We start from the raw sequence: 22,718 nt of genomic DNA on the forward strand, positions 1-22,718 counted from the left end.
ACTATTCCCGCGCCCGCCGCTATCCTGACGGACAGGGAAACGCTGCACCAATGCGGCGGCCTTCAGGGACAATCCGGGGAATTCGGGCATGACACTTCGCACGCAGACACGCACGCTTCTGGCCACAACCGCGCTCTCGGTCGCCGTGCTCGGCACGCCGGTCCACGCACAGGATCTCAGCCCCGAGGCCGAAGTCGGCATCGATAGCGGCGAGGCCATCGTCGTCACCGGATCGCGCATCCGCCGCGCACCCAATTCCGACGCCGCGCCGGTGCTCGAAGTCGGCCAGCAGCAGATCCTCGATCGCGGCTACGTCAGCGTCGCCGATGCCCTGAACGACCTCCCCTCCAACGTGCCGACGCTCAACCAGGCCGACGGTTCGGGCGCGGCGAGCGGCTCGGGCATCCAGTCCCCCAACCTCTTCGGCCTCGGCGCGGGTCGCACGCTGACCCTCCTCAACGGCCGCCGCATGGTGACGAGCAGCTCGGGAATTGGCGGCACCGACGGCGTGGGCGACGCGCAGGTCGATTCCAATATCCTGCCGCTCGGCCTGCTGGAGCGGGTCGAGGTCTATCAGGGCGGCGGCGCGGCGGTCTACGGTTCGGACGCGATCGCGGGCACGGTGAACTACATCCTCAAGAAGGACTTCACCGGCATCGTGCTTGACGGCCAGGCCGGCATCTCCGACCGGAACGACTACGGCACCCAGTCGCTGCGCGGCACCGCCGGGTTCAACTTCGCCGAAGGTCGCGGCAACTTCGCGGTGGACGTGGGCTGGTCCAAGACGCCCTCGCTGCGCTTCGCCGACCGTCCGCTGTCGAACCTCGGCCGCCTGACCGTCTCGAACTCCGCCGACACCGGGCCCAGCGACGGCATCCCGTCGGTGAAGGAGATCTTCAACGCGGGCTTCTGGCCGTTCAACGGCAACGGCGTGATCTTCACCGCACCGGCGCCGCCGCCCAACTTCCTGCTGCGTAACGGCGCGGGCAGCGCGCTCCAGTTCGGCACTGACGGCAGCGTGATCCCCTACAACCCCGGCACCATCCAGGGCATTCCCTTCGCGTCGAACGGCGAAGGCTTCCCCTATCAGGAGCTGGCGGGCCTGCGCACCGGCGTCGAGCGCCTCACCGCCAACGCCATCGGCCACTACGACCTGACCGACCGTATCACCCTGTCGGCCGAGTTCCTCTACGCCAACACCAAGGGCCGCGAGATCCCGCAGGGCAACAGCCGCACCGTGCTGAACGGCGGCACCTATGCCGGGCCGATCTCGTTCACGATCAACAACGCCTTCCTGACCGACGCCGCAAAGGCCGCGCTGATCGCTGCACGCCCCAGCTTCGCCAGCGGCGCGCCGCTGTTCCTTTCGAAGTACTTCTACGACCTCGTCCCCGATCCGGTGCAGACCTACAACACCGACACCTGGCGCGGCGCCCTGACGCTGGACGGCGACTTCGACGTCGGCAGCCGCAACTTCTACTGGTCGGTCTCCGGCAGCTATGCCCGCGTCGATGGCAAGCAGCGCAGCTGGGAAGTCGTCAACAGCCGCTACAACAACGCGATCAACTCGGTCCTGTCCGGCGGGCAGGCGGTCTGCGCCATCAACGCCGACGCCAGCACCGCCAACGACGACCCGAGCTGCGCGCCGATCAACCCGTTCGGCACGGGCACCGTCAGCGACGCCGCGCGCAACTACGTCAGCACCCGTGCGGGCCTCGACTGGACCAACGAGCAGATCGACGTCCTTGCAACCCTTGGCGGCACGCTGTTCTCGCTGCCGATGGGCGACGTCCAGTTCAGCGCCGCCTACGAGCATCGTGACGAGAAGGCCTCGTTCGACCCGCTCCAGGCCAACCGCGATGGCGTGTTCGGCGACGGTTCGCGGCAGGTCGCCCAGTCAGGCGGCTACAACACCGACGAGCTTTCGGCGGAAGTCATCGTGCCGCTGATCGGCGGCGACTTCACCCTGCCGCTGGTCAAGCTGCTCGAATTCAAGGGCGCGTTCCGCTACGTCGACAACTCGTTCGCGGGCAAGGAGAACGTGTGGGATGCGGGCCTGCGCTGGGAAGTCACGGACGGCGTGACCCTGCGCGGATCGCGCAGCCGCAACTTCCGCGCGCCGACGCTGACGCAGCTTCTCGCGCCGACCAGCAGCACGATCAGCTCCGCCGGCTACGACCCGTGCGACGCGGACCGCATCAACGCGGGCGCCAACCCGGCCGCGCGCCGCGCAAACTGCCTTGCGCTGTTCACCGCCAACCCCGGCTACGGCGTCGATCCCGATGGCACCGGCACTGGCATGAGCGCCGCGGAACGTCTCGCACGCTTCCAGAGCCCGGCGGAGAACTTCAACCGCACCACCGTCACCAGCGGCGGCAACCCGAACCTGCGCAACGAGATCTCGGACACGCTGACTTACGGCATCGTGCTCCAGCCGCGCTTCGTACCCGGGCTTTCGATCAGCGCGGACCGCATCGAGATCGACCTCAAGGATGGCCTCTCGCCCTTCACGACAGAGGATTTCGCGGCGGCCTGCTTCGACGATCCGAACCCGTCGGACACGGTGTGCGGCGCCTTCACCCGCCTTGCCGGGCCTGACGCGACGAGCATCGGCGGCACCATCGTCACCGGCACCACGACCACCTTCAACGCGGGCGTCGTCAAGTACCGGGGTGAGACCTACACGATCGACTACGCCTTCGCGCCGGGCGACCTGTTCGGCGGCAGCGATCTCGGCCGCCTGCGCCTGACCGCCAACGCCACACACAACACGCTGCTCACCACCTCTGTGACGGGCACGACGTTCATCCGCACCGACGATACCTACCAGAGCCCCGAATGGGTCGGTCGCTTCAACGCGGTGTGGGACAAGGGCCCGGTGCGCGTGAGCTACCAGCTCGACTACCTCGGCCGTACCCGCGCCGCCTATGACGCGACCATCGAGACGACGCCGAACCCGATCCTGAAGTCGAACATCGTCCATTCCATCTCGGCGCAGGTCGAGGCAGGGAACATGACCTTCCGGGCCGGTATCGACAACCTGACCGACAAGGCCCCGTCCTATCCGCAGATCGCCTATGGCGACATCCTCGGCCGCCGGTTCTTCCTTGGCGCGCGCATCAAACTGAAGTGACGCGCTCCGCCGCCCGGACCCCACGCCGGGCGGCGGTTTCCCATCCTGCATCGAACGGACGACAGACACCCCCCGCGATGACCCCGCCGATGCCCCCCATACTCTCCCCCCTCCCCCCAGTCTCCGGCGAGGGGATCGGCTCGTACTCCCAGTGGGTCCGCAAGGTGATCCGCGCGGTCCGGTCGGAGCGGAACCTGCTCGTCAGCCTGTTCGACAGCTCCGTGCCCGAGCCGGTGGACCTGCTCCGCCGGATCGTGATCGAGGAGTTCGCCGAGCCCGTAACCTCGCGCTACACCAGCGCTTTCAACGGCAACCCCTACGTCGTCGAGCAGCTCGCGCGGCGCTACGGCGTACCGCAGGACCGCGTGCTCTGCGCCACCGGGGCGACCGGGGCGCTGTCGCTTATCTACCGCGCGCTCGTCGGCCCCGGCGAATCCGTGCTGGTCGAGACGCCCGGCTTCGACCTGTTCCACACCATCGCGCAGACCAACGGCCTCGGCGTGGAGCAGTTCGCGCGCCGGGGTGACGGCTTCGCCATCGACCCGGACGAGGTCGCCGCGCGGATCACCCCGACGACGCGGCTGATCGTGCTGTCGAACCTGCATAACCCTTCCGGCATGGCGGTCGATCGGGACACCCTCCTCGCCATCGCCCGCATCGCCGAGGCGCGGGGCATTCATGTCGTCGTGGACGAAGTCTACGCCGCCTATGTCGATGCCGACCTGCGGCCTGCCTCCGCCGTGTCGCTTTCGCCCGCGATCATCGGGATCGACAGCCTGACCAAATCCTATGGCCTCAGCACCCTGCGCTGCGGCTGGATCGTCGCCGACGAGGCCCCGATGCGCCACATCCGCGCACTAGCGGAGGAGACCGAGTTCGGCGTCTCCAACCTCGCCCACGCCGCCGCCGCGCTGGTGCTGGAGCGCCCCGAACCGTTCGACACCTACCGCGACGAGATCATGCGCAAGGCCCGCCCGATCATCGAGAGCTACCACGCCCACTGGCGCGCCGAAGGTCTGGTGACGGGCGAACTGCCGCGCTTCGGCTGCATCGCCTTCCCGCGCCTGACCGGGATTGACGACACGATCGCCTTCTCCGAATGGCTCGCCGAACGCTGCGGCGTGGTCGTCGCGCCGGGCGAATACTTCGGAGCGGCGGGCCACATCCGCATCGGCTTCGCCCGCGCACCGGCGGACGTGGACTACGGATTGCAGGCATTGACCGACGGGCTGGTCCGCTACCGCGACCTGCTCGCAGCCAGGGGAACGAACTGAGCATGCGCATCTGCTGGACCCTGACGCTGGCCGCCATGCTGGCGAGCACATCGGTTGCCGCGCAGGAAGCGCCGGCGGTTGCGGCGAAGCTCGAAGGCCGCGCCGAGCAGACCCTGAAGGTCGGCGGCAAGCGCCTTGCCTACACGGCGGAGGCAGGCACCTTCCCGGTATCGAGCGCGCCGGGCAAGACCGATGCGAGCGCGGGCTATGTCGCCTACGTGCGGAAGGGCGCGGCGGCGGATCGCCCCGTGCTGTTCGTGTTCAACGGCGGCCCTGGCGCGGCTTCGGCCTATCTGCAGATGGGCGCGCTCGGCCCGATGCGGGCGCATGTGCCGCAGGATCCCGCCGCGCCCTTGCCCACCGAGGCGGAAGTCGCCCCCAACCCGGCCTCTGTGCTCGACATGGCCGACCTCGTGTTCCTCGACCCGCCGGGCACCGGGTTCTCAGAGATCGCGAAGGATGCGGACGCCGCCTTCTACCAGTCGGTGAAGGGCGATGCCGACGCCGTGGCGCAGCTCGCCCGCGCCTGGCTGGCCGAGAACCGCCGCACGGCCTCACCGCTGTTCATCCTCGGCGAGAGCTACGGCACGATCCGCGCCGCCGCCATGGTAGACGCGCTCCATGCGCAGGATGCGGCGCTCAAGGTGCGCGGCGTGCTGCTGTTCGGGCAGGCGCTCAACATGATCGAGACCTCGCAGCGGCCCGACAACGTCGTGACCTATCCGGTCTCGCTGCCGACCCTCGCCGCGCTGGCCTGCTATCATCACAAGCGCCCCGCACCCTGCGATCCCGCCGCGAGTGCGCAGGATGCCGCCGCGTTCGGCCCCTCCTATCTCGACGCGCTCTACAAGGGCCGCGTGCTGGACGAGGCAGCGCGCAAGGCCGTCGCCGCGAAGCTGGCGGACCTCACCGGCATCCCGGCCGAATTCTACCTCACGCACGACCTGCGCATCTCCAAGGAGCGCTTCCGCGTCGAGCTCCTCCGTACCGAGGGCAAGGTGCTGGGCCGCTATGATGCGCGCTACACCGCGCCGCGCCCTGCGGATGCGGGCGAGATGGTCGGCCCCGATGCCTTCTCCGCCGTGTCGGACCTCTACGGCAAGGCCGTGATCGGCCAGCTTGCGAGCATCGGCGTCCAGAACCCCGAGCGCTACAAGGTGATCGCCCGCTTTCCCGGAGAGTGGTCCTATGGCGCGGGTGACAGCCCGTTCAACGACTGGCCGTTCATGGCCCGCCTCGAAGCCGCGATGGCAGCCGAGCCCAGGCTGCGGCTCTTCGTCGGCACCGGTCTCTATGACCTGACGACTACGGTCGGCGCGGCGGACTACCTGTTCGCGCAGTCGAGCCTGACCGGCGACCGCTTCGTCAACCACCGCTATCCCGCCGGGCACGTCGCCTATTCGGACGACGCAAGCTGGCGAAAGTTCGTGGCCGACATCCGCGCCTTCATCACCGAGGGCGTGAAGCCGTGAGCGACGAGGGCAATCTCGCCAAGGGCATCGACCTGTGGGGCGTGGTCGCGCTGGGCCTTGGCACGGCGGTCGGCGTCTCGATCTTCTCGGCCATCGCGCCCGCCACCGCCATCGCGGGACCGGCGATGCTGCTCTCGGTGCTGGTCGCGGCACTGCCGATGTACCTGATCGCGGTGAGCTATGCCTTCCTCGGCTCCGCCCTGCCGGTGTCGGGAGCGTCTTTCGCATGGCCCGCGCGGTTCCTGCATCCCGCGCTCGGCTTCCTCATCGCCTGGGCGCGGATCATCGCCAACATGGGGGCGATGGTGGTGCTGGCGCTCGTCCTCGTGCGCTACGGCTCGATGATCCTGCCGCTGCCGGTCAAGCCGACGATGTTCGCGGTGCTGGTGCTGGCGCTACTGGCCAACCTCTTCGGCGTCCACATCGCCGCGACCGTCCAGAAGTGGCTGCTCGGCGCAATGCTGATCCTGTTCGCGGTGTTCATCGCCTGGGGCGGGAGCACGGCGGTCGACCTGTCGCGCCTCCAGCCCCTGTTCCCCAACGGCCTTCACGGCATGATCGCGGCGATGCCGCTGCTGATGGGCCTGTTCTTCGGCATCGAGGCCGCCACCGAGGCGGGCGCGGAAGTGGCGGACAGCCGCCGCGCCATCCCGCTCGGCATCGCGTTGTCGATTGGCTCGGCGACGCTGCTCTACCTTGCCGTCGGCTTCGTCGCGCTCGGCGTGATGGGCGCGCCTGCGCTCGGGGCCAGCGAGGCGCCGATCCTCGACGCGGCCAAGGTCTTCATGGGACCGGTGGCGACGCCGCTGATCGTGCTGGCGGCGGTGCTGTCCATCGGCAAGTCGCTGAACGCCATGTTCGCGATGTTCAGCCGCAGCCTCTATGCGATGGGCACGGCGGGGATGCTGCCCGCTGCGCTGGGCCGCGTTCATCCGCGCTGGCAGACGCCGCACATCGCGCTGCTGGCGGTCTTCGCCATCGGCTGCGCGGGGCTGTTGCTGCCGATGGAACTGACCTTCCTGTTCCTTGCCGTGAACATCCCCAACCTGCTGAAGTACGCCAGCATCTGCCTTTCCGCTGCCCGCGTGGTGGAGCGGCACGACGACCTCTACGAAGCCGCCGCCTTCAAGTTCGCCCGCCCGACGATGCGCACCTTCGCCTATGCAGGTGCGGCCTGCGCGCTGGCCCTTGCGCTGGTGGGGCTGGAGGCCGACTGGCGGCCCTATGCCCTGCTCGGCGGCTGGGTACTGGCAGGCGCCGCGTTCCGCTGGCTGCACACCCGCGCCCGGGGTTGACCTCCCCGGGAGGTTTACACGGTTTACACGGTCCAGAGGGGAAAGGCGCCACCCTAGCCCCGGAATGTGTCGCCTTGCACGCGCAAGGCGACACGTTGAGCGTGTAAGGCGACACTTTTAGACCGCGAAGTGTCGCCTTGCATGTGCCGGGTGTCGCCTTGTGGAGTTGGTGCGAGGTCATCCACGGACAGTACCCCAGCCGCACATCTGTAGGAAAATGCCCGGCCTTCCATTCGTCATTGCGAGCGCAGCGAAGCAATCCACGGGTGGGCCCATGCCGCTGGATTGCTTCGCTGCGCTCTCAATGACGAAGTCTGGCAGGCTAGCCGGAATGCCGGTGCGGGCCGTGAAATGCCCGCACCGACACCCGAACCGTCCTGCCCGCCGGAGCGGACAGGACGGTGGGACACCTCACAGAAATTCGTCGGCCGCGTCGTGGCTGTCGCCGCCGCTGGTGGTGGCGGGAGCGGGCTTCGTGGTCGGCAGGGTGATCGCGGGGGCCTCGGCAAAGGGCTTCACGCCGAACGCCGGGTAGATCTCCGAGGGGAAGTAGATCGTGCCGTCCTTCACCACCATGGCGATGCGATGCAGTTCGGTAAGGTCGGCCAGCGGATTGCCCGGCAGCAGCAGGAAGTCCGCCCGCTTGCCGCGCTCGATCGAGCCCAGTTCCTGATCGTTGCCCATGTAGCGCTCCGGTCCGATGGTGCCGATGCGCAGGACGTCGGCGGCGGGAATGCCCGCCTCTCCGTAGATCTCCAGCTCGCGGTGGACCGACAGGCCGGTGCCGTCGTCGGTGCCCGGCAGCAGCGTGACGCCGCGGTCGTGCAGGCGTTTCACCACGCGCTTCACCGCGTCGAACGCGCCCTGATAGGCCGCATCGTCGCCCGGCTCGGTCAGCGGGGCGATGCCCTGCCGGCGGCGGCGCTGGAGGCCGATCGGCAGGTGGTCGATGTAGCTCGCCACCGCCGGAGCAGGCTTGCCGTCGCGGCTGAGCATCAGCAGTTCGAGCGTCACCGCAGTCGGATCGAGCGCGATGTGCTTCGCGACCATCGTGTCCAGCGTCGCCTTCACGCGCGGCGTGTCGAGGTCCAGCCCCGCCGTGCGCCGCATCGCGGTCAGGCGCAGCGGAGTGCGGGTGTCCTCCTTGATGTCGAGCACCCAGCCCAGCATCAACTGGTTGATGTGGGTGATCTCGTCATAGCCCGCCGCGATCATCGCATCGGCATTGGTGAAGGCGGGGACGTGGCCGGTCAGCCCCATGCCCAGCCGCTTTGCCTCCTGCGCGATGGCGGGCACCCACGCCGGGTTCATGCTGTTGTAGATCTTGATCTGCCAGTAGCCGCGCGCCGCATACCAGCGCACCGCGTCCAGCGCCGCCGCCTCGCTGTCCACCACGATGCCGTGGCGCGCCGAGTACGGACTGCGGCCTTCGAGGAAGCCGTTGGCGGTGATGCGCGGGCCCGCCACTTCGCCCTTGCCGATGCGGTCGATCAGGCCCGGGAGGAAGTCGTTGTGGTTGCCCATGTCGCGCACGGAGGTCACGCCCGCCGCGATGTAGAGCATCGCCGATTCCAGCCCGATGTGCGAATGCATGTCGTGCAGGCCCGCAAGCAGGGTGCCGCCCTTGCCGTCGACCAGTGCCTCGCCGGGGGTGGCAGGCTCGTCGAGCGGCTGGATGCCGGTGATCCGCCCATGCGCGAAGATGACCGAGACCGGATCGCCCAGTTTGCCGCTGGCGGGATCGAACACCCGCACGTTGCGGATGCGCACCGGCGCGTCGATGGTGCGGGCGAAGCGCTTCTGCAGGGCCGCATAGCGCGCGGCGGTGAGGCTGGTGCCCAGTTCGTTGAGCGCGGGCACTTCCGCCTCGTGCCCTTCGCGCACCGTCGCGCCGCCGCTGTCGAGCGTGGCGAAGAGTTCGCCCTTCGCGTCGAGCAGGATCATCTCGGGCGAAAGGTCGATGCCGCTGATGGAATAGGCCTGGTACTTGCCCTTGCCGATCGTCGCCGGACCCAGCTTCTCGATGGCGAGTTCGCCGCCGGGGAATGCGGGCATCCGCCCGTCCGCGTCCTTGAGCAGAGCGCGGGCGTAGAGCCCCAGCGCCCACGGGCTCGCGTTCTGGCCGACGTAGAGCGCCGGGCCGCTCGCCGCCGCCTGCTTCTCACCCATGGAATCGGTCCAGCGCACGGTGGCGCCGTCGCGGGCGAAACGTTCGTGGACTTCGCCGCCGAAGGTCGCCTTGCCGTCCAGTTCCCAACGCAGCGGCAGCCCGTCGCGGCCAAGCTCGATGCTCTCGCGCATGGTCGGGCCGCGACCGTTGTTCTTGACGTCGTACTCGATGGCGACGCGGCTGCCCTGCACGTCGGCGTCGATGAAGCCCACCTTCTCGCCGTTGGAGACGACGCTGTAGCGCAGATGCTCCGCATGGGCGGGCATGGCGGCCAGCAGGGTCGAGGCGAACAGCGCGGCGCGGACGGGGTGACGCAACATCGGATGGCGGTTCAAGCGAGCGAACTCCGGTAGAGATGGGCGGCGGCGGCAAGATCCTGCACCGCATGGCCGAGCGACTTGTAGACGGTGATGTCCCATTCGGAACGGCGACCGGGCACGCGGCCGAGCAGCACTTCGCCGATCTCGGCGACGATGTGCGCGTCGTCGATCAGATCCTGCTCCTTCGCGACGAGGAACTCCGCCGCCGCATCGAGCGCGGAGGCGCGGCTGTCCGCCACGTAGCGGCTGTTGACGACGAGCGCGCTGTCCACTTCCACCGGCCCCGGACCGCTGGAGCCGACGAGGTTGACGTGGGTGCCGGGCTTCACCCACTCGCCCAGCAGAACCGGCTGCGACGCGGTGGTCAGCGTGCAGATCACGTCCGCCTCGCCCGCCGCCGCGCGCAGGTCCGCCACGGCCTCGGCGTTCAGGTGCGGGTACTCGGTAGCCAGCGCATCGGCCTTTTCCAGCGAGCGACCCCAGATCAGCACCCGGTCGAAATCGCGCACCAGCGGCAGCGCCTTGAGGTGCGTGTGCGCCTGCCCGCCGGTGCCGACGATCAGCAGGGTGCGCGCATCGGGCCGCGCCAGCGCGTCGGTCGCCACGGCGGTGGCGGCGGCGGTGCGGATATGGGTGATCTCCTCGGCGTCGGCCACGCAGACCGGGCGGCCCTCCTCGGGCTCGAACAGCACGACGAGGCCGCGATGACGCCTGAGGCCCGGCAAGTTCGGATCGGCGAAGACGCTGATGGTCTTGGTGCCGAACATGTCCCGCTCACCCAGCGCTCCGGGCATCTGGGCGAACGTGCGGCCCTGCCCGAGCGAGAGCATCGTGCGCAGAAGCTGCCGCGTCTCCCCGGCGGAAAGCGCCATCATCGCCTCGCGCACCACGCGGATGCAGTCGGCATAGGACAGCCGTTCACGCACCGCCTCGCTGTCGAAGATCGTCAGCTCGTCGCGCTTCATCGATGCCGTCCTTTCATGCCCTGTCCGCACAACCTAGCCGCACGGCTGGCGTAATGCTTGCCCGACTTCGCGCATTTGCCTAGGCTCGACGGCAATTCAATGCAGCGATGACAGGGATGACGCATAATCATGGCGGAAGCACTCGACCGGCTCGACCTCAAGATCCTCGACCGGCTGCAGATCGACGCCTCTGAATCGTCGAGCGAGATCGCCGAGCGCGTCGGCCTCTCGCAGTCCCCCTGCTGGCGGCGCATCCAGCGGCTGAAGGAGGAAGGCTACATCAAGGCGCAGGTCGCCGTGCTGGACCGCGAGAAGTTCGGCGAAAGCATGTACATCTTCGCGCAACTCAAGATGGGCCGCCTCAGCGACGAGGCGCGCGAGAGCTTCATCCGCGCGATCGAGGACATCCCCGAGATCACCGAGGCCTATACCCTGTTCGGCGAGATGGACGTGATGCTCAAGGTGCTCGCCCCCAGCATGGCCTGGTACCAGAACTTCACCTTCCGCCGCCTGCTGCGCCTGCCCGGCGTGGAGGACATCCGCTCCACCGCGACGCTGTCGGAGATGAAATGCACCCACCGGCTGCCGCTGCCTTCGGGGGCGTGAGGGGGGGCTGGCTTCATTGCCAGCATACATCACAGCGGATAGATGATTGTCGAGAGGCGGGCATAAATGCTTGGATTTTTTGGTGTACTGGTACACGGGCAGTTCGCTGGGTCGCAGTCGCTCCAAGATGCCGAAGCGCCGCGCGGATTTTACGTCTGGAAGTACACCGTCGCGCGAAATCGTAAGAGTGCAATTGAAAAGGCATTCGAGCAGACAATCAGGCATCTGAAGAATTCACAGGGCGAGTTTATGGCAGTGCCGGAAACGGAGATTGCCCTTGAATGTGAAGATGTCTGTTCGGTATCGCCTCTTAAGCTGCTGAGATTTAGGCCCGAAGGCCACGCGTTTTACATCGACTGACTTTCGCGCAAACTGCCTCCTCCAGTCCGCTCAGGCTGAGCTTGTCGAAGCCCCCGAAGCGGGCGGCTCGTCATGCCTAGCTCGGCATAAGCGACGAGGTTGAGTTGCCCTAACGCCGCCTTCCCGACAGCACGAACCCCACGCCGACGAGCACGAAGCCGCCCAATCCGGCAAGGCTTATCCGCTCGCCCAGCAGCACCACAGCAAACACGGTGCCGAACACCGGCATGAGGTAGAAGAACAGCCCCGCGCGTCCTGATCCGACCAGCGCGACGCCCCGGTTGAACAGGAAGAACGCCAGCACCGACGGCCCGAGCGCGAGGTAGCCGAGCGCGGCCATCGCCCGCGCGTCGCCCAGCGGCAGCGGCGTGCCTGCGGCGATCTGGAACGGCAGCATCAGCAGCGCGGCGGCGGCGAAGGAGAGGAACAGAAAGCTCGCCGGATGAATGCGCGGGCGACGGCGCAGCAGGGTCGCGTAGCACGACTGGGAGAGCATCGCCGCCCCCGCCAGCAGCGTCCCCGCGTTGAGCGCGCCGCCCGCGCCGGGCTTGGCCAGCACCACGAACAGCACGCCGACCAGCGCGAAGGCCATCGCGCCAAGCTGCTGCAGGCTCACCCGGTCGCGGAACAGCAGGACACCGCAGGCGACGATGGCGGTGGGCATCGCCGACTGGACGAGCAGCGCCGATGTCGCGTCGGTCAGGCGCAGCGCCATGTAGGCCAAGGTGTTGCTCCCTGCGAGGCCGAGCGCGGCGAGCAGCAGCAGGACCGGCCAGCCCCGCCGCAGCGCCGGAAGGTCGGCCCGCAGGTGCGGCCACGCAAACGGCAGCGCGAGCGGCAGGGCCAGCGTCCAGCGCCAGAACGACAGGCTCACCGGCGCCATCCCGGCCGGCAGCGCGCGGCCCAGCACGAAGTTGCTCGCCCACAGCGATGCGGCGAGCGTGAGCAGCAGATAGGGGCGGTTCCAGAGCCCCGGCGCGGCGTCCGCCTGCGCATGGGCCTGCAACCGGAGGGTGTCGACCGGCATGGAATGGCTCTCTGTTAGGGAGTGGCGCCATTCTATGCTGCGCCGCACACAATGTCCGTGCGAACCGCCACCATATTTCGGCATTGTGGCACCAATGGCGCATTTTAATGGCATTATACGCACGATCGTTGCATGATGCTGCAATGCCGCGTGACCTCGACAGCTTCGACCTCCGGATTCTCGAATGCTGGCAGGAGCGTGGCGATATCGGGCCGGTGGAGATGAGCGAACTCGTCCACCTCTCCGCCTCGCAATGCTCGCGCCGGATGCAGAGCCTGCGCGCGGCGGGGCACGTCTCGCGCATTTCCGCGGTGCTGGAGCCGGAGAAGCTGGGCATCGGCGTCAGCGCCTACGTGCTGGTCACGCTGCGCTCGCACGAACCGGATTGGCTGGAGACGTTCAACCGCCGGATCGACGCGCTCGACGAAGTGCTCGAATGCCAGTCGCTGACCGGGGAGGCCGACATCATCCTCAAGGTCGCCACGCGCGATCTCGCCAGCTTCAACACCCTGCTCGTGCGCGAACTGCTCGCCGCACCCGAAGTGGCGACCGCGCGGTCGAGCATCATCCTCGAAAACCTCAAGAGCACCACCGCCCTGCCGACACGCTTTGCGCGTGAAAAGCCAACCCGTTCATGAACGGGCGCGCGCATAAATGATGCTCCGCAGCCCGGCCGTACGCTCCTCTACGCGACACCTTCGCCGCGCCGCGCCGGTAGAGTGACGGGCAGGAGGAGACCCGCCATGCCCGATCGCCGTATCGCCCTTTCCCTGCTCGCCGCGCTGCCGACATTGACCTTCGCCCCTGCCGCACAGGCCGCGCCGGAGCCCACGCTGCGCGTCACCCTCGCCCCCGCGAAGCCGGATGCGCTGCAGCACGTCCCCTATGTCGACGTGACGGTAGTGGCGGAGGGCATGTCCCGCGCCGAGGGTGCGCCCCTCCTGCGCCTGCCGCTCGTCGCCAACACCGTCGTCACCAGCGGCGCCGCGATCACCGGCCTGACCGTGCGCGACGGCAATGGCGCCCTCATCCCGCGCATCGAGGACGTGGAGGAGGACGGCTCCAACCGCACCCGCTTCTGGCGCGCGCCGCGCGCCGTGGATGGCGCGCTGACCCTGCGCTATCGCGTCCCCATCGACGCCGCTGCGCCCCCGCTCGCGCTGCCGCAGTACGAGATGCGCACCGAACTCGGCGGCTTCTCGGCGGCGGGCAACGCCTTCCTGATCCTCCCCGACGACGAGACCCCGCGCAGGACCAGCGTGAAATGGGACTTTTCCGCCTATGGCCCCGGCGGCAAGGGCATCTCCAGCCTCGGCGTGGGCGATGCGACGAGCCGCACCGCGCTGCCCGCAGGCAAGCTGGCCTCGATGTACTACATGGGCGGCCGCCCGGGCACCTATCCGACCGACAAGGACGGCTTCTTTGCCGCATGGCAGGGCACGCCGCCCTTCCCGATGGCGCCGCTGATGACCTGGGCCTCGGACCTCCATCGCTATTACGGCACGTTCTTCGGCTATGCCCCACCCGGCTTCGGCGTGTTCGGCCGGACCAACCAGCGCAATCCCGGCAGCGGCATCGGCCTGACCGACAGCTTCGCCTTCACCTTCAACCACACCTCGAAACCCGCCGACCTGCGCTCGCTGCTGGCGCACGAGATGCTCCATGCCTGGGTGAACTCGCTCGAATCCTCGATGGATGCGGCAGGCGGGCTCGACCGGTCGTGGTTCGGCGAGGGGCTGGCGGTCCATTACCAGCGCCTGCTGCCCTACCGCGCGGGCCTGATCTCGGCAGAGGATTTCCTGGCGGACCTCAACGAGACGGCAGGCCGCTACTACACCAACATCAAGATCGCCGTGCCCAACGCCGATATCCCGGCGGGCTTCTGGCGCGACACCCGCATCCGCGTGCTGCCCTATGACCGCGGTTCGCTCTACTTCGCCGCCACCGACGCGGCGATCCGCAAGGCCTCCGGCGGCAAGCGCTCGCTCGACGACCTCGTGCGCACCATGCTGGCCGAACGTCGCGCGGGACGGCCGATGGACGAGGCGCTCTATCGCCGGCTGCTGAAGGCCGACCTCGGCGACGAAGGCATCGCCGCTTTCGAGGCGATGCTGAAGGGCGGCACCGTGCTGCCGCCGTCCGACGCCTTCGGCCCGCAGTTCCGCCGCGTGGAAAAGCCGCTGAAGCGCTTCGACCTCGGCTTCGCCCCCGCCTCGCTGCTTGCGCGCCCGAAGATCGTGAAGGGCCTGATCCCCGGCTCGAACGCCGAGGCCGCCGGGCTGCGCGACGGGGACGAGATCCTCAACACCTTCTCGCAGGACGGCCTGCAGGGCGACCAGGCGGCGTTCCTGTCGCTGGAAGTGAAGCGCGGCGGCGAGGTGCTGAACCTGCGCTACCAACCACGCGGCGAAACGGTATCCGCCTACCAGTGGGAGATGGCGCGCTAACCCGCTCCAAAAGCGGTGCATCGACGACGAGGGACGGGTTGCGCCCGCGGCACGGGGCGCTAGCTTGCCGCGATTGATTTCATGGGGAAGCATCCTTGAAGAAGACGTCGCGCAAAGCGCTTGCCACTGCGTTCACCACCACCCTGTCCCTCGTCCTGCTGAGTGCCGCTTCCATGTCCCACGCCGCCACCCCCGCCCCCGTCGACCCGCGCGATCCCGCCGACCCGTGGATCTGGCTTGAGGATCTCGACGGCCAGCGCTCGATGGACTGGGTGAAGGCGCATAACGCGACGACCGAGCAGCGACTGGAGGCCGATCCGCGCTACAAGACGTTCTACGACGAGGCGCTGGCGATCCTCGGCGCCAAGGACCGCATCCCCTCGCCCTCGTTCCTCAACGGCCAGATCTACAACTTCTGGCAGGACGAGCAGCACCTGCGCGGCATCTGGCGCAGGACCACGCTCGACGGCTATCGCAGCGAGAATCCCGCGTGGCAGACGGTGCTGGACATCGACGCGCTCGGCAAGGCGGAGGGCAAGAGCTGGGTCTACAAGGGCGCGGACTGCCTTGAGCCGGAGCAGCGCCTGTGCCTCATCTCGCTGTCCAACGGCGGCGAGGACGCGGTCGAGGTCCGTGAGTTCGACCTCGGCACCGGCGCCTTCGTCAAGGACGGCTTCCACATCCCGCGCGCCCGGCAGGGCGTGACCTGGGAGGACGCAGACCACCTCATCGTCGCCACCGAATGGACGCCGGGCGAAGTCACGACCTCGGGCTATCCCTACGTCATCAAGCGCGTCGCGCGCGGTCGCCCGCTGGCCGAGGCGCAGGAACTGTTCCGGGGCGAAAAGGGCGACGTCGGCGTGTTCCCGGCAGTGCTGCATGACGGGGAAGGCAATGTCCTCAAGGTCGTCGTGCGGGCCATCGACTTCTTCCACCAGCGCAGCTTCGTGCTCGGCGCGGACGGGAAGATGCACGAACTGGCGATGCCGCAGAAGGTCTCGGTCGCCGGGCTGGTCGCGGGCCGCGTCGTGTTCCGTCTGGACGAGGCGTGGGGCGACCTGCCTTCCGGCGCTGTCGCCACCGCGCCGCTCGCCGACGTGATGCGGCACCCGGAGAAGATCGCCGCGAAGCTGGCGTGGAAGCCCGGCCCGCGCGAGGCGTTGGAAGCCGTATCGGCCACCAAGGGCCGCCTGCTGGTGTCGATCCTCGACAACGTGAATGGCCGCCTGCTGTCGCTCGCCCCCGCCGCCGACGGTGCGTGGACGACGCAGACTCTGCCGCTGCCCGACAAGCTGGCGCTCAGCTTCGGCTCGTCGCAGACCGACGGCGACCGCGTGTTCGCGAAGGCGCAGGGCTTCACCACGCCCGAGAGCCTCTACCTCGTCGATGCCGCCACCGGCAGCGCCGAGAAGATCCGCAGCCTGCCGCCGCGCTTCGACGCCGAGGGCCTCGTCGTCGAACAGCGCGAGGCGAAGTCGACCGACGGCACCGCGATCCCCTACTTCCTCGTCCACCGCAAGGACGCGCCGCTGGACGGCTCGACCCCGGTGCTGCTCGACGCCTACGGCGGCTTTCAGGTCAGCTCGACGCCGTCCTACTCGGCGACGATCGGCAAGCTCTGGCTCGAACGCGGGGGCGCCTTCGCACTCGCCAACATCCGCGGCGGCGGCGAGTTCGGCCCGGCGTGGCACGAAGCGGCGCTCAAGACCAAGCGGCAGGTCGCCTATGACGACTTCGCCAGCGTCGCGCGCGACATGATCGATCGCAAGATCACCTCACCCCGCCGCCTCGGCATCGTCGGCGGCTCCAACGGCGGGCTGCTGATGGGCGTGCAGATGACCGAGTTCCCCGAACTCTACAACGCGGTCGTGATCCAGGTGCCGCTGCTCGACATGATCCGCATCAGCAAGATCGCGGCGGGCACGAGCTGGCAGGGCGAATACGGCGATGTCTATGCCGACGAGGACGCGCGGGCGTTCTGGCTGAAGAAGTCGCCCTATCATGCGTTGCGCAAGGGCGTGAAGTATCCCGAGCCCTACATCTTCACCACCACCCGCGACGACCGCACCGGCCCGCAGCACGCCCGCAAGTACGCCGCGCGGATGGAGGAACTGGGCCTGCCGTTCTACTTCTACGAGAACACCGAGGGCGGCCACGGCTCCGGCGCGGACATTCGCCAGTCAGCCAAGACCACTGCGCTCTGGCTGACGTACCTGAGCCGCAAGCTCGTGGACTGAGCCTCCTTCGGCCGTCGGGGTTCACGCCCGGCGGCCCGCCTCGCATCGATTCGCGCCGGCACGGTCGCCCCCAGGTCTCCGCAGGTGTTTGCCTGCGGTGGCATGACGCTTTGACCCAACTTCCGGTCGAATCCGACAGTACTGACCATTGCAAACGGTGCGAATATGATATTCAGCCGGGGCGGGTACGTATATTTTGATCGAGAGGCTGCTAGGACAGCGCGATGAGGGATTGGACGGAAGCCGAGCTTCGCCAGAAACTGTCTGCCCGGCAGTACGAAGTGCTCGCGCTCGTCACCCAGCACCTTTCGTCCAAGGAAATCGGTGCCCGCCTCGGCCTTTCCTACAAGACCATCGATAATCACGTCGCCGACCTGATGGTCCGGCTCGATGTTTCGAGCCGTGCCGACGCCGCGCGGATTTTCCTTGGCGTTTCAGAGACTAGGGAGCGACTACCTAGTGCCTCGGAAAGCCTCGACGGGACCGGTCCCGGTGCCCCACAAGGCAATCGACCGGTGACAGCAGCAATGCACGATGAGGTCGCCGTCCACGCATCCAGTCATCGGGCGACGACCTCTTCACTGTTGAAGCTTCCGCCGGTCGGGGGCGCCCGTCATGACCTGGGCCTGGTGCAGCGAGTCGCAGCGATGGGGCAAGTCGGACTTGCCTCGGTCGTCGTACTCGCGGCCATCGTCACGGTCATGGTCGGCATACTTAGCCTGCTGGGCAGGTGAACCCTCATCCTGTGCAACCTCAGCGTGCTTCACGCATCGGAGAAACTTATGCGCCTTTCGGAAGCTGGCGGACGGGCAGTCGCCACGGAAATCAACGGCATGTTCAAGAGCGTCGACACCGCGCTGTTCGACGCGGCGCGCCTTGCCGCCACGATCATGGAAACCAACGCGGCCTCGGCCGTGCCGCCCGCCCATCTGCAGGGCGCGCTGGATTCGGCCGCTGCGGGCTTCGCCAAGCTTGTCGAAGGCCGCAAGGACATGGTCCAGATGCATCGCAAGCTGGCCTACATCAAGGGCGAATCCCAGCACCGCGAGACCGACTGGGGCTGCTTCGGCGACGACGAGCCGCGCGGCATGCTCAAGACCTCGGCTCCCATCGAAGCCTGAACACGGTCGTCGCACGGAAGATGACCTTGACGGCAATCTCTGCGGGTTGAAATCAAGGTCATGCTTCTGAACCTCGTCTTCGGGATCCTGATGATCTTCGCCTGCGTGCCCGCTTTGCTGTGGGGCGGCTGGGAGGGGCGCAGAATATGCCTGATGTTCGTCCTTGCCGGGCTGGCGACCTATATCGGCGCGACCACGCTCAAGCCGTATACGTCGCTGCCGGACGCCTCGATCGTGGTGGACATGGTGCTGCTCGTCGGGCTCGCGCACGTCGCCGCCAGGACCGACCGATACTGGCCCCTGTGGATCTGCGCGTTCCACATGCTCAGCATCCTCTCGTTCCTGGCATGGCAGTTCGCGCCTGGATCGGGGAAACTGTTCAAGGCGATATCGGGCATCTGGAGCATCCCGGAACTGATCGCGCTGTGTATCGGGCCCATCCTCGACCTGCGCCATGCACTATCACGGGAGAGACCCGGTGCTGAACATCGCCACTTTGACCGATGACCTCCAGCGCGCCCTCGGCGACCACGCCGAGATCGAGTGCGAGATCGACAACGTCCAGATCTACCTCGACGCGGTGGCCGCAAGGCGCAAGATCGCGCCCGACGTGACCGAGTGCGGCTGGCTGATGCTGCTCGCGCTCTACCGCTGCCAGGGCGTCAGCAGCATGAGCGCAAGCCAGGCCTGCGCCGCCAGCTGCTACCCCGCCACGACCGCGCTCGACCAGATCTCCGTGCTGATGAAGCAGGCGCTGATCCAGCGTGCGGGGTCGCTGGAAAACCGGCACGTCGACCTCGTCCTGACGCCCAAGGGCATCCGGGCGGTGACGGGCTGGCTGGCGCTGATGCAACTGGGCGCGCGCCGCCCGGTGGAGATCGCGACCGGATCGATCGTCTCCGCTCTCAGGACGCTGCCCGGCCGGGATCCGGCCTGACGTGATGGGCGGCAGATGACCCAGACGTACTGGATATCCTTCGCGATCGACCAGCAGGAGCGCCACGGGCGCTCCCACGGCGACCGGCACGAAGCGCTGGTCAAGGTGATATCCGACATGGCCTCCACCGCCGTATGGCACGAGACGCCGTGCTTCATGATCTTCGATTCCCGGCACGGGATGGACGCCATCAACGGTCGCCTGAAATCCGCGATGGATGGCGAGTTCGACCTGTTCGTGCTCGTCAGCGCGCAGACCTGCGACGCCCGCATCGTCGGCCCCTGCCACGACCGGGACATCTTCAAGCTGATCGCCAATATCGAGGCGGGCTGACGCGCCGGACGCGCTCAGCTCGGGAAGTTGGCGTCCACGAAGAGTCGGGTGAATTCGATGGGATCGAGGTCGATGCCCTGCGCCTTCGACGATTGCGCGGCGGATTGCCAGATCTCGGCTATCCGGGCGGGGTAGTCGTCCTCCAGGTTCATGCGCCGGGCGACGATGTCGAACCATTCGCCCTGCCCGTAGAGGCCGGTCAGGCTCACGGACATTTCCGCAATCACGGCCTCATGCTGCGGGCCGAGTTGCCCGATGGCGCGAAGTACATAATGGTCCAGGTAGCGCAGGAACGGCTTACCTTCATAGCGCATCATAGTTCAGCCCTCGCCACCTGTGATATGGCAGAAGGACGGTTCTTCCTAGACTGAATTTCGATTGCGGAAATCGCGCCTGTCTATTGTCGGCAAGGGTCAGGATTCACCCGCTGCGTTGCAGCATCGGGACCGATTTATGGCATCAACTTACAGGTAACGCCCGTCAGTCGCCCAGCATCCGCTCGATGCGCTTGTCGGGCCGCAGCCACAGCGCCAGCACGCCCACGTAGATCGCGATGGCCACCGGTCGGGCGAGGAACGCCGCCGGGATCGCCACCGCATAGAGCACCACGCTGGCCTTGCCCTTCATGTCGCGACCGAGCGCGCGGGCCAGCGTCGACTGCGCGCCGTTGCAGGCGATGATGGCGCGCTCGGTCAGCATGTAGCCGACCGCCGCCATGCCCAGCACCACGCCGTAGGCTGCGGTCGCCATCGCCGAGAACGCGGACTCGTCCAGCCAGCGGATCACGAAGGGCACCAGCGAGAGCCAGAACAGCAGGAACAGGTTGGCCCACAGCACGCGCCCGTCGATGCGCCCCGCCGCGTGCATCAGGTGATGGTGGTTGTTCCAGTAGAGCCCGACGTTGATGAACGAGAGGACATAGGCGATCATGATCGGCGCGGTCTGCGCCAGCGCCGCCAGCGTGCCGTTCTCGGGCACTTTCAGTTCCAGCACCATGATGGTGATGATGATCGCCACGACCCCATCGGTGAACGCCTCCAGCCGGCTGGAGGTCATGCCCGCACGCGGGCCGTCTCCCTGATCCGCCTCAGACATCGCCCATGCCCTCCATCTCCACGTCGTCGCGCCCAAGCTCCACGAACCGGTCGAGCAGCCAGCTCGCCGCCGGGCCGGGCGGCGTGTCCCGCCGCCAGATGCCGGAGAACCGGTATGTCCCGCCCGTATGGTCCGGCATGGCGAGGCGCACCAGCGTCCCGGCGACGAGGTCCGCCTCGATCATCGGCAGCGGCATGTTGCCCCAGCCCACGCCCTGCTGGAGCAGCGCGTGCTTGGCGCCAAGATCGGCCAGGCGCCAGGTCTTGGGGCTGAACACCGAATAGTCCTGCCCCTCCGTGAAGCGCGAGCGGTCGGACAGCACGAGCTGCGTGTAGTCGCGCCCTGCCCCCGGCTCGATCGTGGTCATGCGCCCGAGCGGATGGTCGGGCGCGGCCACCGGCACCATCGGCACCGAGCCCGCCGCGCGCCGCTCGATCCCCTCGACACCGGCGGAAAGCGGGCCGGACAGCCCCAACACCGCCTCCCGGTCCAGCACCAGCGCGGTGATCGCCCCCAGCGCCTCGGCATGAAGACGCAACTGGACGGTGGGGAACGCGACCGCGAAATCGCGCAGCACGCGCCCGAGCCGGTCGGCGGGAAGCATGACGTCGACGGCGAGATTCACCTCCGCCTCCAGCCCGTCGAGCATCCCCTTCACCTTGGCGCGCAACCCGTCCACGCCCTGCGCGATCGTCTTCGCCTCGGCCAGCACCGCGCGCCCCTCGACCGTGAGCTGCGGCCGCCGCGTGCCCTCCCGCTCGAACAGCAGCACGCCCAGCTGCACCTCCAGATTGGCGATGCCGTAGCTGATGACCGAAACCGCGCGATTGAGCTTGCGCCCCGCCGCCGCAAAGCTGCCGGTGTCGACCACGGTCAGGAAGATCGTCAACTGGTCCAGGGTCGGCGTACCGGGTTCGCTCACTTTTCCATTTCCTCGAATAGATCGGGGCGTTCTATCCATGCTGGCGGAAAAGTTGGCAAGGGTTGTGGTGTGTCGACGGCTAAAACTCGATGATGGGACAGAGGGTTAGTTCGCTAGCTACCCCAGACCCGTCGCCCCTGCGCAGGCAGGGGCCTATCCCAAGCAAGCACCTGCGCAGTGAGCAAGGTATCTGGGCGATAGACCTGATGGGCCCCTGCCTCCGCAGGGGCGACGGGGTTGGATGGCAACCGGGTCGAAGTTACTCAGGCCATATCGTGTCGTCGGCAGACCACTCGACCAGGCTTTCCCCGCGTGCGGACAGCGACGGTGCGAGATCTCGTTCGTGCTGGGCCGATGCCAACTGCATGAGTTCGGAGCGCCGCCCCTCTGCCCACGCCGCCGCAGCTTCGATCCACCTTTTGCCTATATCATGGAGGGCTTGCCGGGGATGCCGCCCCTCGCGACAAGTCGTGTAATCGATCGGTACATCGCCAGAAATGGCCCACCATCCAACCCATTCCGGACGACTTTTGCTCTCTACCGCCCACACGGCGATAAGCGGAGCGATGTGCCACGCAGGCCAAGCCCCGACGTTCGGAGCATCGATACCTTGCCGGACCAGATAGGAAACTACTGATTCACGCTGCTCGGCACACCAGTTTTGCTCCGCTTCGTCGTTCAAATCATCAGTCATCTGCGCAACATGACGTCGATCTGTACTATTGGTCAATGTACAGCGGAAACTCCCCGCTCGTCATCCCGGCGCACGCCGGGATCGCTGGCAAAGCCACAATTTCGAATTCACGCTGCAGGCCCCAACCGCTCCACCTCCTAAGACGAATGAGTGGGTTCGCAGCGCCCGCGATCAGGCTCATCATGCGTCCGCAGGCCGGGTCACGCCGGATTGCGATGAGCGCGATCTTTTCGATTTCATAGAAAGATTGCATCGATTTTATGCATCTTTCTGGAAATAGCGTTGCGCTCCAAAGTGCTCTCACCGGGCA

General features: G+C 67.5%; 22 protein-coding genes. 14 read left to right on the top strand and 8 right to left on the bottom strand.

The genetic code is table 11. The features are described 5' to 3' along the window. The first annotated feature begins 88 nt into the window (after positions 1-88). The 4 genes from LO787_RS19535 to LO787_RS19550 all read left to right on the top strand — a co-directional run bounded on the left by LO787_RS19535 (position 89) and on the right by LO787_RS19550 (position 7,174). On the top strand, positions 89-3,133 hold the full coding sequence (locus LO787_RS19535; RefSeq protein WP_232492651.1) for a TonB-dependent receptor domain-containing protein: 3,045 nt from the start codon (positions 89-91) through the stop codon (positions 3,131-3,133). An 89-nt stretch (positions 3,134-3,222) separates the two neighbouring features. Next, entirely contained in the window at positions 3,223-4,407 is a 1,185-nt protein-coding gene (locus tag LO787_RS19540) for a pyridoxal phosphate-dependent aminotransferase (RefSeq protein ID WP_232492652.1), read from the top strand. Between the two features lie 2 nt (positions 4,408-4,409). Further along, positions 4,410-5,879 carry a S10 family peptidase gene (locus tag LO787_RS19545; RefSeq protein WP_232492653.1) on the top strand — a complete coding sequence of 490 codons (1,470 nt, stop codon included), beginning with the start codon at positions 4,410-4,412 and terminating at the stop codon, positions 5,877-5,879. Next, entirely contained in the window at positions 5,876-7,174 is a 1,299-nt protein-coding gene (locus LO787_RS19550; protein WP_232492654.1) for an APC family permease, read from the top strand. The genes LO787_RS19545 and LO787_RS19550 overlap by 4 nt, the downstream gene beginning before the upstream one ends. 411 nt (positions 7,175-7,585) lie before the next feature. Here the strand turns inward: LO787_RS19550 and LO787_RS19555 are convergent, their stop codons facing one another. Further along, a complete protein-coding gene (locus LO787_RS19555) occupies positions 7,586-9,679 on the bottom strand; it encodes an amidohydrolase family protein (RefSeq protein WP_232492655.1) in 2,094 nt (697 codons plus the stop codon). Beyond that, positions 9,676-10,629: an ornithine cyclodeaminase family protein gene (locus LO787_RS19560; RefSeq protein WP_232492656.1), complete on the bottom strand. Its 954-nt coding sequence runs from the start codon at positions 10,627-10,629 to the stop codon at positions 9,676-9,678. Before LO787_RS19560 ends, LO787_RS19555 begins: the two co-directional genes overlap by 4 nt. Positions 10,630-10,758: 129 nt before the next feature. Between LO787_RS19560 and LO787_RS19565 the strand changes: the two genes are divergently transcribed. Both LO787_RS19565 and LO787_RS19570 read left to right on the top strand, forming a co-directional pair. Beyond that, positions 10,759-11,235, top strand: a complete 477-nt coding sequence (locus tag LO787_RS19565; RefSeq protein WP_232492657.1) for an Lrp/AsnC family transcriptional regulator — start codon at positions 10,759-10,761, stop codon at positions 11,233-11,235. Between the two features lie 66 nt (positions 11,236-11,301). Further along, positions 11,302-11,595 (top strand): hypothetical protein, encoded by a 294-nt coding sequence (locus LO787_RS19570; RefSeq protein WP_232492658.1) that lies wholly within the window; start codon positions 11,302-11,304, stop codon positions 11,593-11,595. Positions 11,596-11,704: 109 nt separating this feature from the next. Here LO787_RS19570 and LO787_RS19575 read toward each other — a convergent pair whose 3' ends face one another. Then, the gene (locus tag LO787_RS19575; protein ID WP_232492659.1) at positions 11,705-12,622 is read right to left on the bottom strand and encodes a DMT family transporter; all 918 of its coding nucleotides are present in this window, start codon (positions 12,620-12,622) and stop codon (positions 11,705-11,707) included. A gap of 143 nt (positions 12,623-12,765) precedes the next feature. Here LO787_RS19575 and LO787_RS19580 point away from each other — a divergent pair, with 143 nt between their 5' ends. The 8 genes from LO787_RS19580 to LO787_RS19615 all read left to right on the top strand — a co-directional run bounded on the left by LO787_RS19580 (position 12,766) and on the right by LO787_RS19615 (position 19,697). After that, positions 12,766-13,260: an Lrp/AsnC family transcriptional regulator gene (locus tag LO787_RS19580; protein WP_232492660.1), complete on the top strand. Its 495-nt coding sequence runs from the start codon at positions 12,766-12,768 to the stop codon at positions 13,258-13,260. A gap of 105 nt (positions 13,261-13,365) precedes the next feature. Next, positions 13,366-15,069, top strand: coding sequence for a M61 family metallopeptidase (locus LO787_RS19585; RefSeq protein ID WP_232492661.1), 1,704 nt, complete (start codon positions 13,366-13,368; stop codon positions 15,067-15,069). Between the two features lie 173 nt (positions 15,070-15,242). Beyond that, positions 15,243-17,306: a prolyl oligopeptidase family serine peptidase gene (locus LO787_RS19590; protein WP_232496373.1), complete on the top strand. Its 2,064-nt coding sequence runs from the start codon at positions 15,243-15,245 to the stop codon at positions 17,304-17,306. Positions 17,307-17,530: 224 nt separating this feature from the next. Beyond that, the gene (locus LO787_RS19595) at positions 17,531-18,040 is read left to right on the top strand and encodes a helix-turn-helix domain-containing protein (protein WP_232492662.1); all 510 of its coding nucleotides are present in this window, start codon (positions 17,531-17,533) and stop codon (positions 18,038-18,040) included. A gap of 48 nt (positions 18,041-18,088) precedes the next feature. After that, the gene (locus tag LO787_RS19600) at positions 18,089-18,427 is read left to right on the top strand and encodes a hypothetical protein (RefSeq protein WP_232492663.1); all 339 of its coding nucleotides are present in this window, start codon (positions 18,089-18,091) and stop codon (positions 18,425-18,427) included. A gap of 60 nt (positions 18,428-18,487) precedes the next feature. Next, the gene (locus LO787_RS19605; RefSeq protein ID WP_232492664.1) at positions 18,488-18,934 is read left to right on the top strand and encodes a hypothetical protein; all 447 of its coding nucleotides are present in this window, start codon (positions 18,488-18,490) and stop codon (positions 18,932-18,934) included. Further along, positions 18,906-19,364, top strand: coding sequence for a hypothetical protein (locus tag LO787_RS19610; protein ID WP_232492665.1), 459 nt, complete (start codon positions 18,906-18,908; stop codon positions 19,362-19,364). The genes LO787_RS19605 and LO787_RS19610 overlap by 29 nt, the downstream gene beginning before the upstream one ends. Positions 19,365-19,379: 15 nt before the next feature. After that, positions 19,380-19,697, top strand: coding sequence for a hypothetical protein (locus LO787_RS19615; protein WP_232492666.1), 318 nt, complete (start codon positions 19,380-19,382; stop codon positions 19,695-19,697). A gap of 14 nt (positions 19,698-19,711) precedes the next feature. Here LO787_RS19615 and LO787_RS19620 read toward each other — a convergent pair whose 3' ends face one another. The 5 genes from LO787_RS19620 to LO787_RS19640 all read right to left on the bottom strand — a co-directional run bounded on the left by LO787_RS19620 (position 19,712) and on the right by LO787_RS19640 (position 22,661). Beyond that, complete coding sequence (locus LO787_RS19620) at positions 19,712-20,014, bottom strand: hypothetical protein (RefSeq protein ID WP_232492667.1); 303 nt, start codon at positions 20,012-20,014, stop codon at positions 19,712-19,714. A gap of 163 nt (positions 20,015-20,177) precedes the next feature. Continuing rightward, a complete protein-coding gene (locus tag LO787_RS19625; RefSeq protein ID WP_232492668.1) occupies positions 20,178-20,792 on the bottom strand; it encodes a TMEM175 family protein in 615 nt (204 codons plus the stop codon). After that, on the bottom strand, positions 20,785-21,714 hold the full coding sequence (locus LO787_RS19630) for a LysR family transcriptional regulator (protein WP_232492669.1): 930 nt from the start codon (positions 21,712-21,714) through the stop codon (positions 20,785-20,787). The genes LO787_RS19625 and LO787_RS19630 overlap by 8 nt, the downstream gene beginning before the upstream one ends. A gap of 259 nt (positions 21,715-21,973) precedes the next feature. Next, positions 21,974-22,408, bottom strand: a complete 435-nt coding sequence (locus LO787_RS19635) for a DUF4826 family protein (protein ID WP_232492670.1) — start codon at positions 22,406-22,408, stop codon at positions 21,974-21,976. A gap of 25 nt (positions 22,409-22,433) precedes the next feature. Continuing rightward, a complete protein-coding gene (locus LO787_RS19640) occupies positions 22,434-22,661 on the bottom strand; it encodes a hypothetical protein (protein ID WP_232492671.1) in 228 nt (75 codons plus the stop codon). Positions 22,662-22,718 lie beyond the last annotated feature (57 nt).

Source organism: Novosphingobium kaempferiae (genome assembly GCF_021227995.1).
GTDB classification, from domain to species: domain Bacteria; phylum Pseudomonadota; class Alphaproteobacteria; order Sphingomonadales; family Sphingomonadaceae; genus Novosphingobium; species Novosphingobium kaempferiae.

Bases quoted from the DNA above. Each gene is read 5' to 3' on its own strand.
- LO787_RS19620 (WP_232492667.1), bottom strand. From the start codon at position 20,014: ATGATGCGCTATGAAGGTAAGCCGTTCCTGCGCTACCTGGACCATTAT.
- LO787_RS19590 (WP_232496373.1), top strand. From the start codon at position 15,243: ATGTCCCACGCCGCCACCCCCGCCCCCGTCGACCCGCGCGATCCCGCC.
- LO787_RS19580 (WP_232492660.1), top strand. From the start codon at position 12,766: ATGCCGCGTGACCTCGACAGCTTCGACCTCCGGATTCTCGAATGCTGG.
- LO787_RS19585 (WP_232492661.1), top strand. From the start codon at position 13,366: ATGCCCGATCGCCGTATCGCCCTTTCCCTGCTCGCCGCGCTGCCGACA.
- LO787_RS19605 (WP_232492664.1), top strand. From the start codon at position 18,488: ATGCTTCTGAACCTCGTCTTCGGGATCCTGATGATCTTCGCCTGCGTG.
- LO787_RS19635 (WP_232492670.1), bottom strand. From the start codon at position 22,408: ATGACTGATGATTTGAACGACGAAGCGGAGCAAAACTGGTGTGCCGAG.
- LO787_RS19560 (WP_232492656.1), bottom strand. From the start codon at position 10,629: ATGAAGCGCGACGAGCTGACGATCTTCGACAGCGAGGCGGTGCGTGAA.
- LO787_RS19545 (WP_232492653.1), top strand. From the start codon at position 4,410: ATGCGCATCTGCTGGACCCTGACGCTGGCCGCCATGCTGGCGAGCACA.
- LO787_RS19565 (WP_232492657.1), top strand. From the start codon at position 10,759: ATGGCGGAAGCACTCGACCGGCTCGACCTCAAGATCCTCGACCGGCTG.
- LO787_RS19600 (WP_232492663.1), top strand. From the start codon at position 18,089: ATGCGCCTTTCGGAAGCTGGCGGACGGGCAGTCGCCACGGAAATCAAC.
- LO787_RS19575 (WP_232492659.1), bottom strand. From the start codon at position 12,622: ATGCCGGTCGACACCCTCCGGTTGCAGGCCCATGCGCAGGCGGACGCC.
- LO787_RS19615 (WP_232492666.1), top strand. From the start codon at position 19,380: ATGACCCAGACGTACTGGATATCCTTCGCGATCGACCAGCAGGAGCGC.
- LO787_RS19540 (WP_232492652.1), top strand. From the start codon at position 3,223: ATGCCCCCCATACTCTCCCCCCTCCCCCCAGTCTCCGGCGAGGGGATC.
- LO787_RS19625 (WP_232492668.1), bottom strand. From the start codon at position 20,792: ATGTCTGAGGCGGATCAGGGAGACGGCCCGCGTGCGGGCATGACCTCC.
- LO787_RS19535 (WP_232492651.1), top strand. From the start codon at position 89: ATGACACTTCGCACGCAGACACGCACGCTTCTGGCCACAACCGCGCTC.
- LO787_RS19570 (WP_232492658.1), top strand. From the start codon at position 11,302: ATGCTTGGATTTTTTGGTGTACTGGTACACGGGCAGTTCGCTGGGTCG.
- LO787_RS19640 (WP_232492671.1), bottom strand. From the start codon at position 22,661: ATGCAATCTTTCTATGAAATCGAAAAGATCGCGCTCATCGCAATCCGG.
- LO787_RS19595 (WP_232492662.1), top strand. From the start codon at position 17,531: ATGAGGGATTGGACGGAAGCCGAGCTTCGCCAGAAACTGTCTGCCCGG.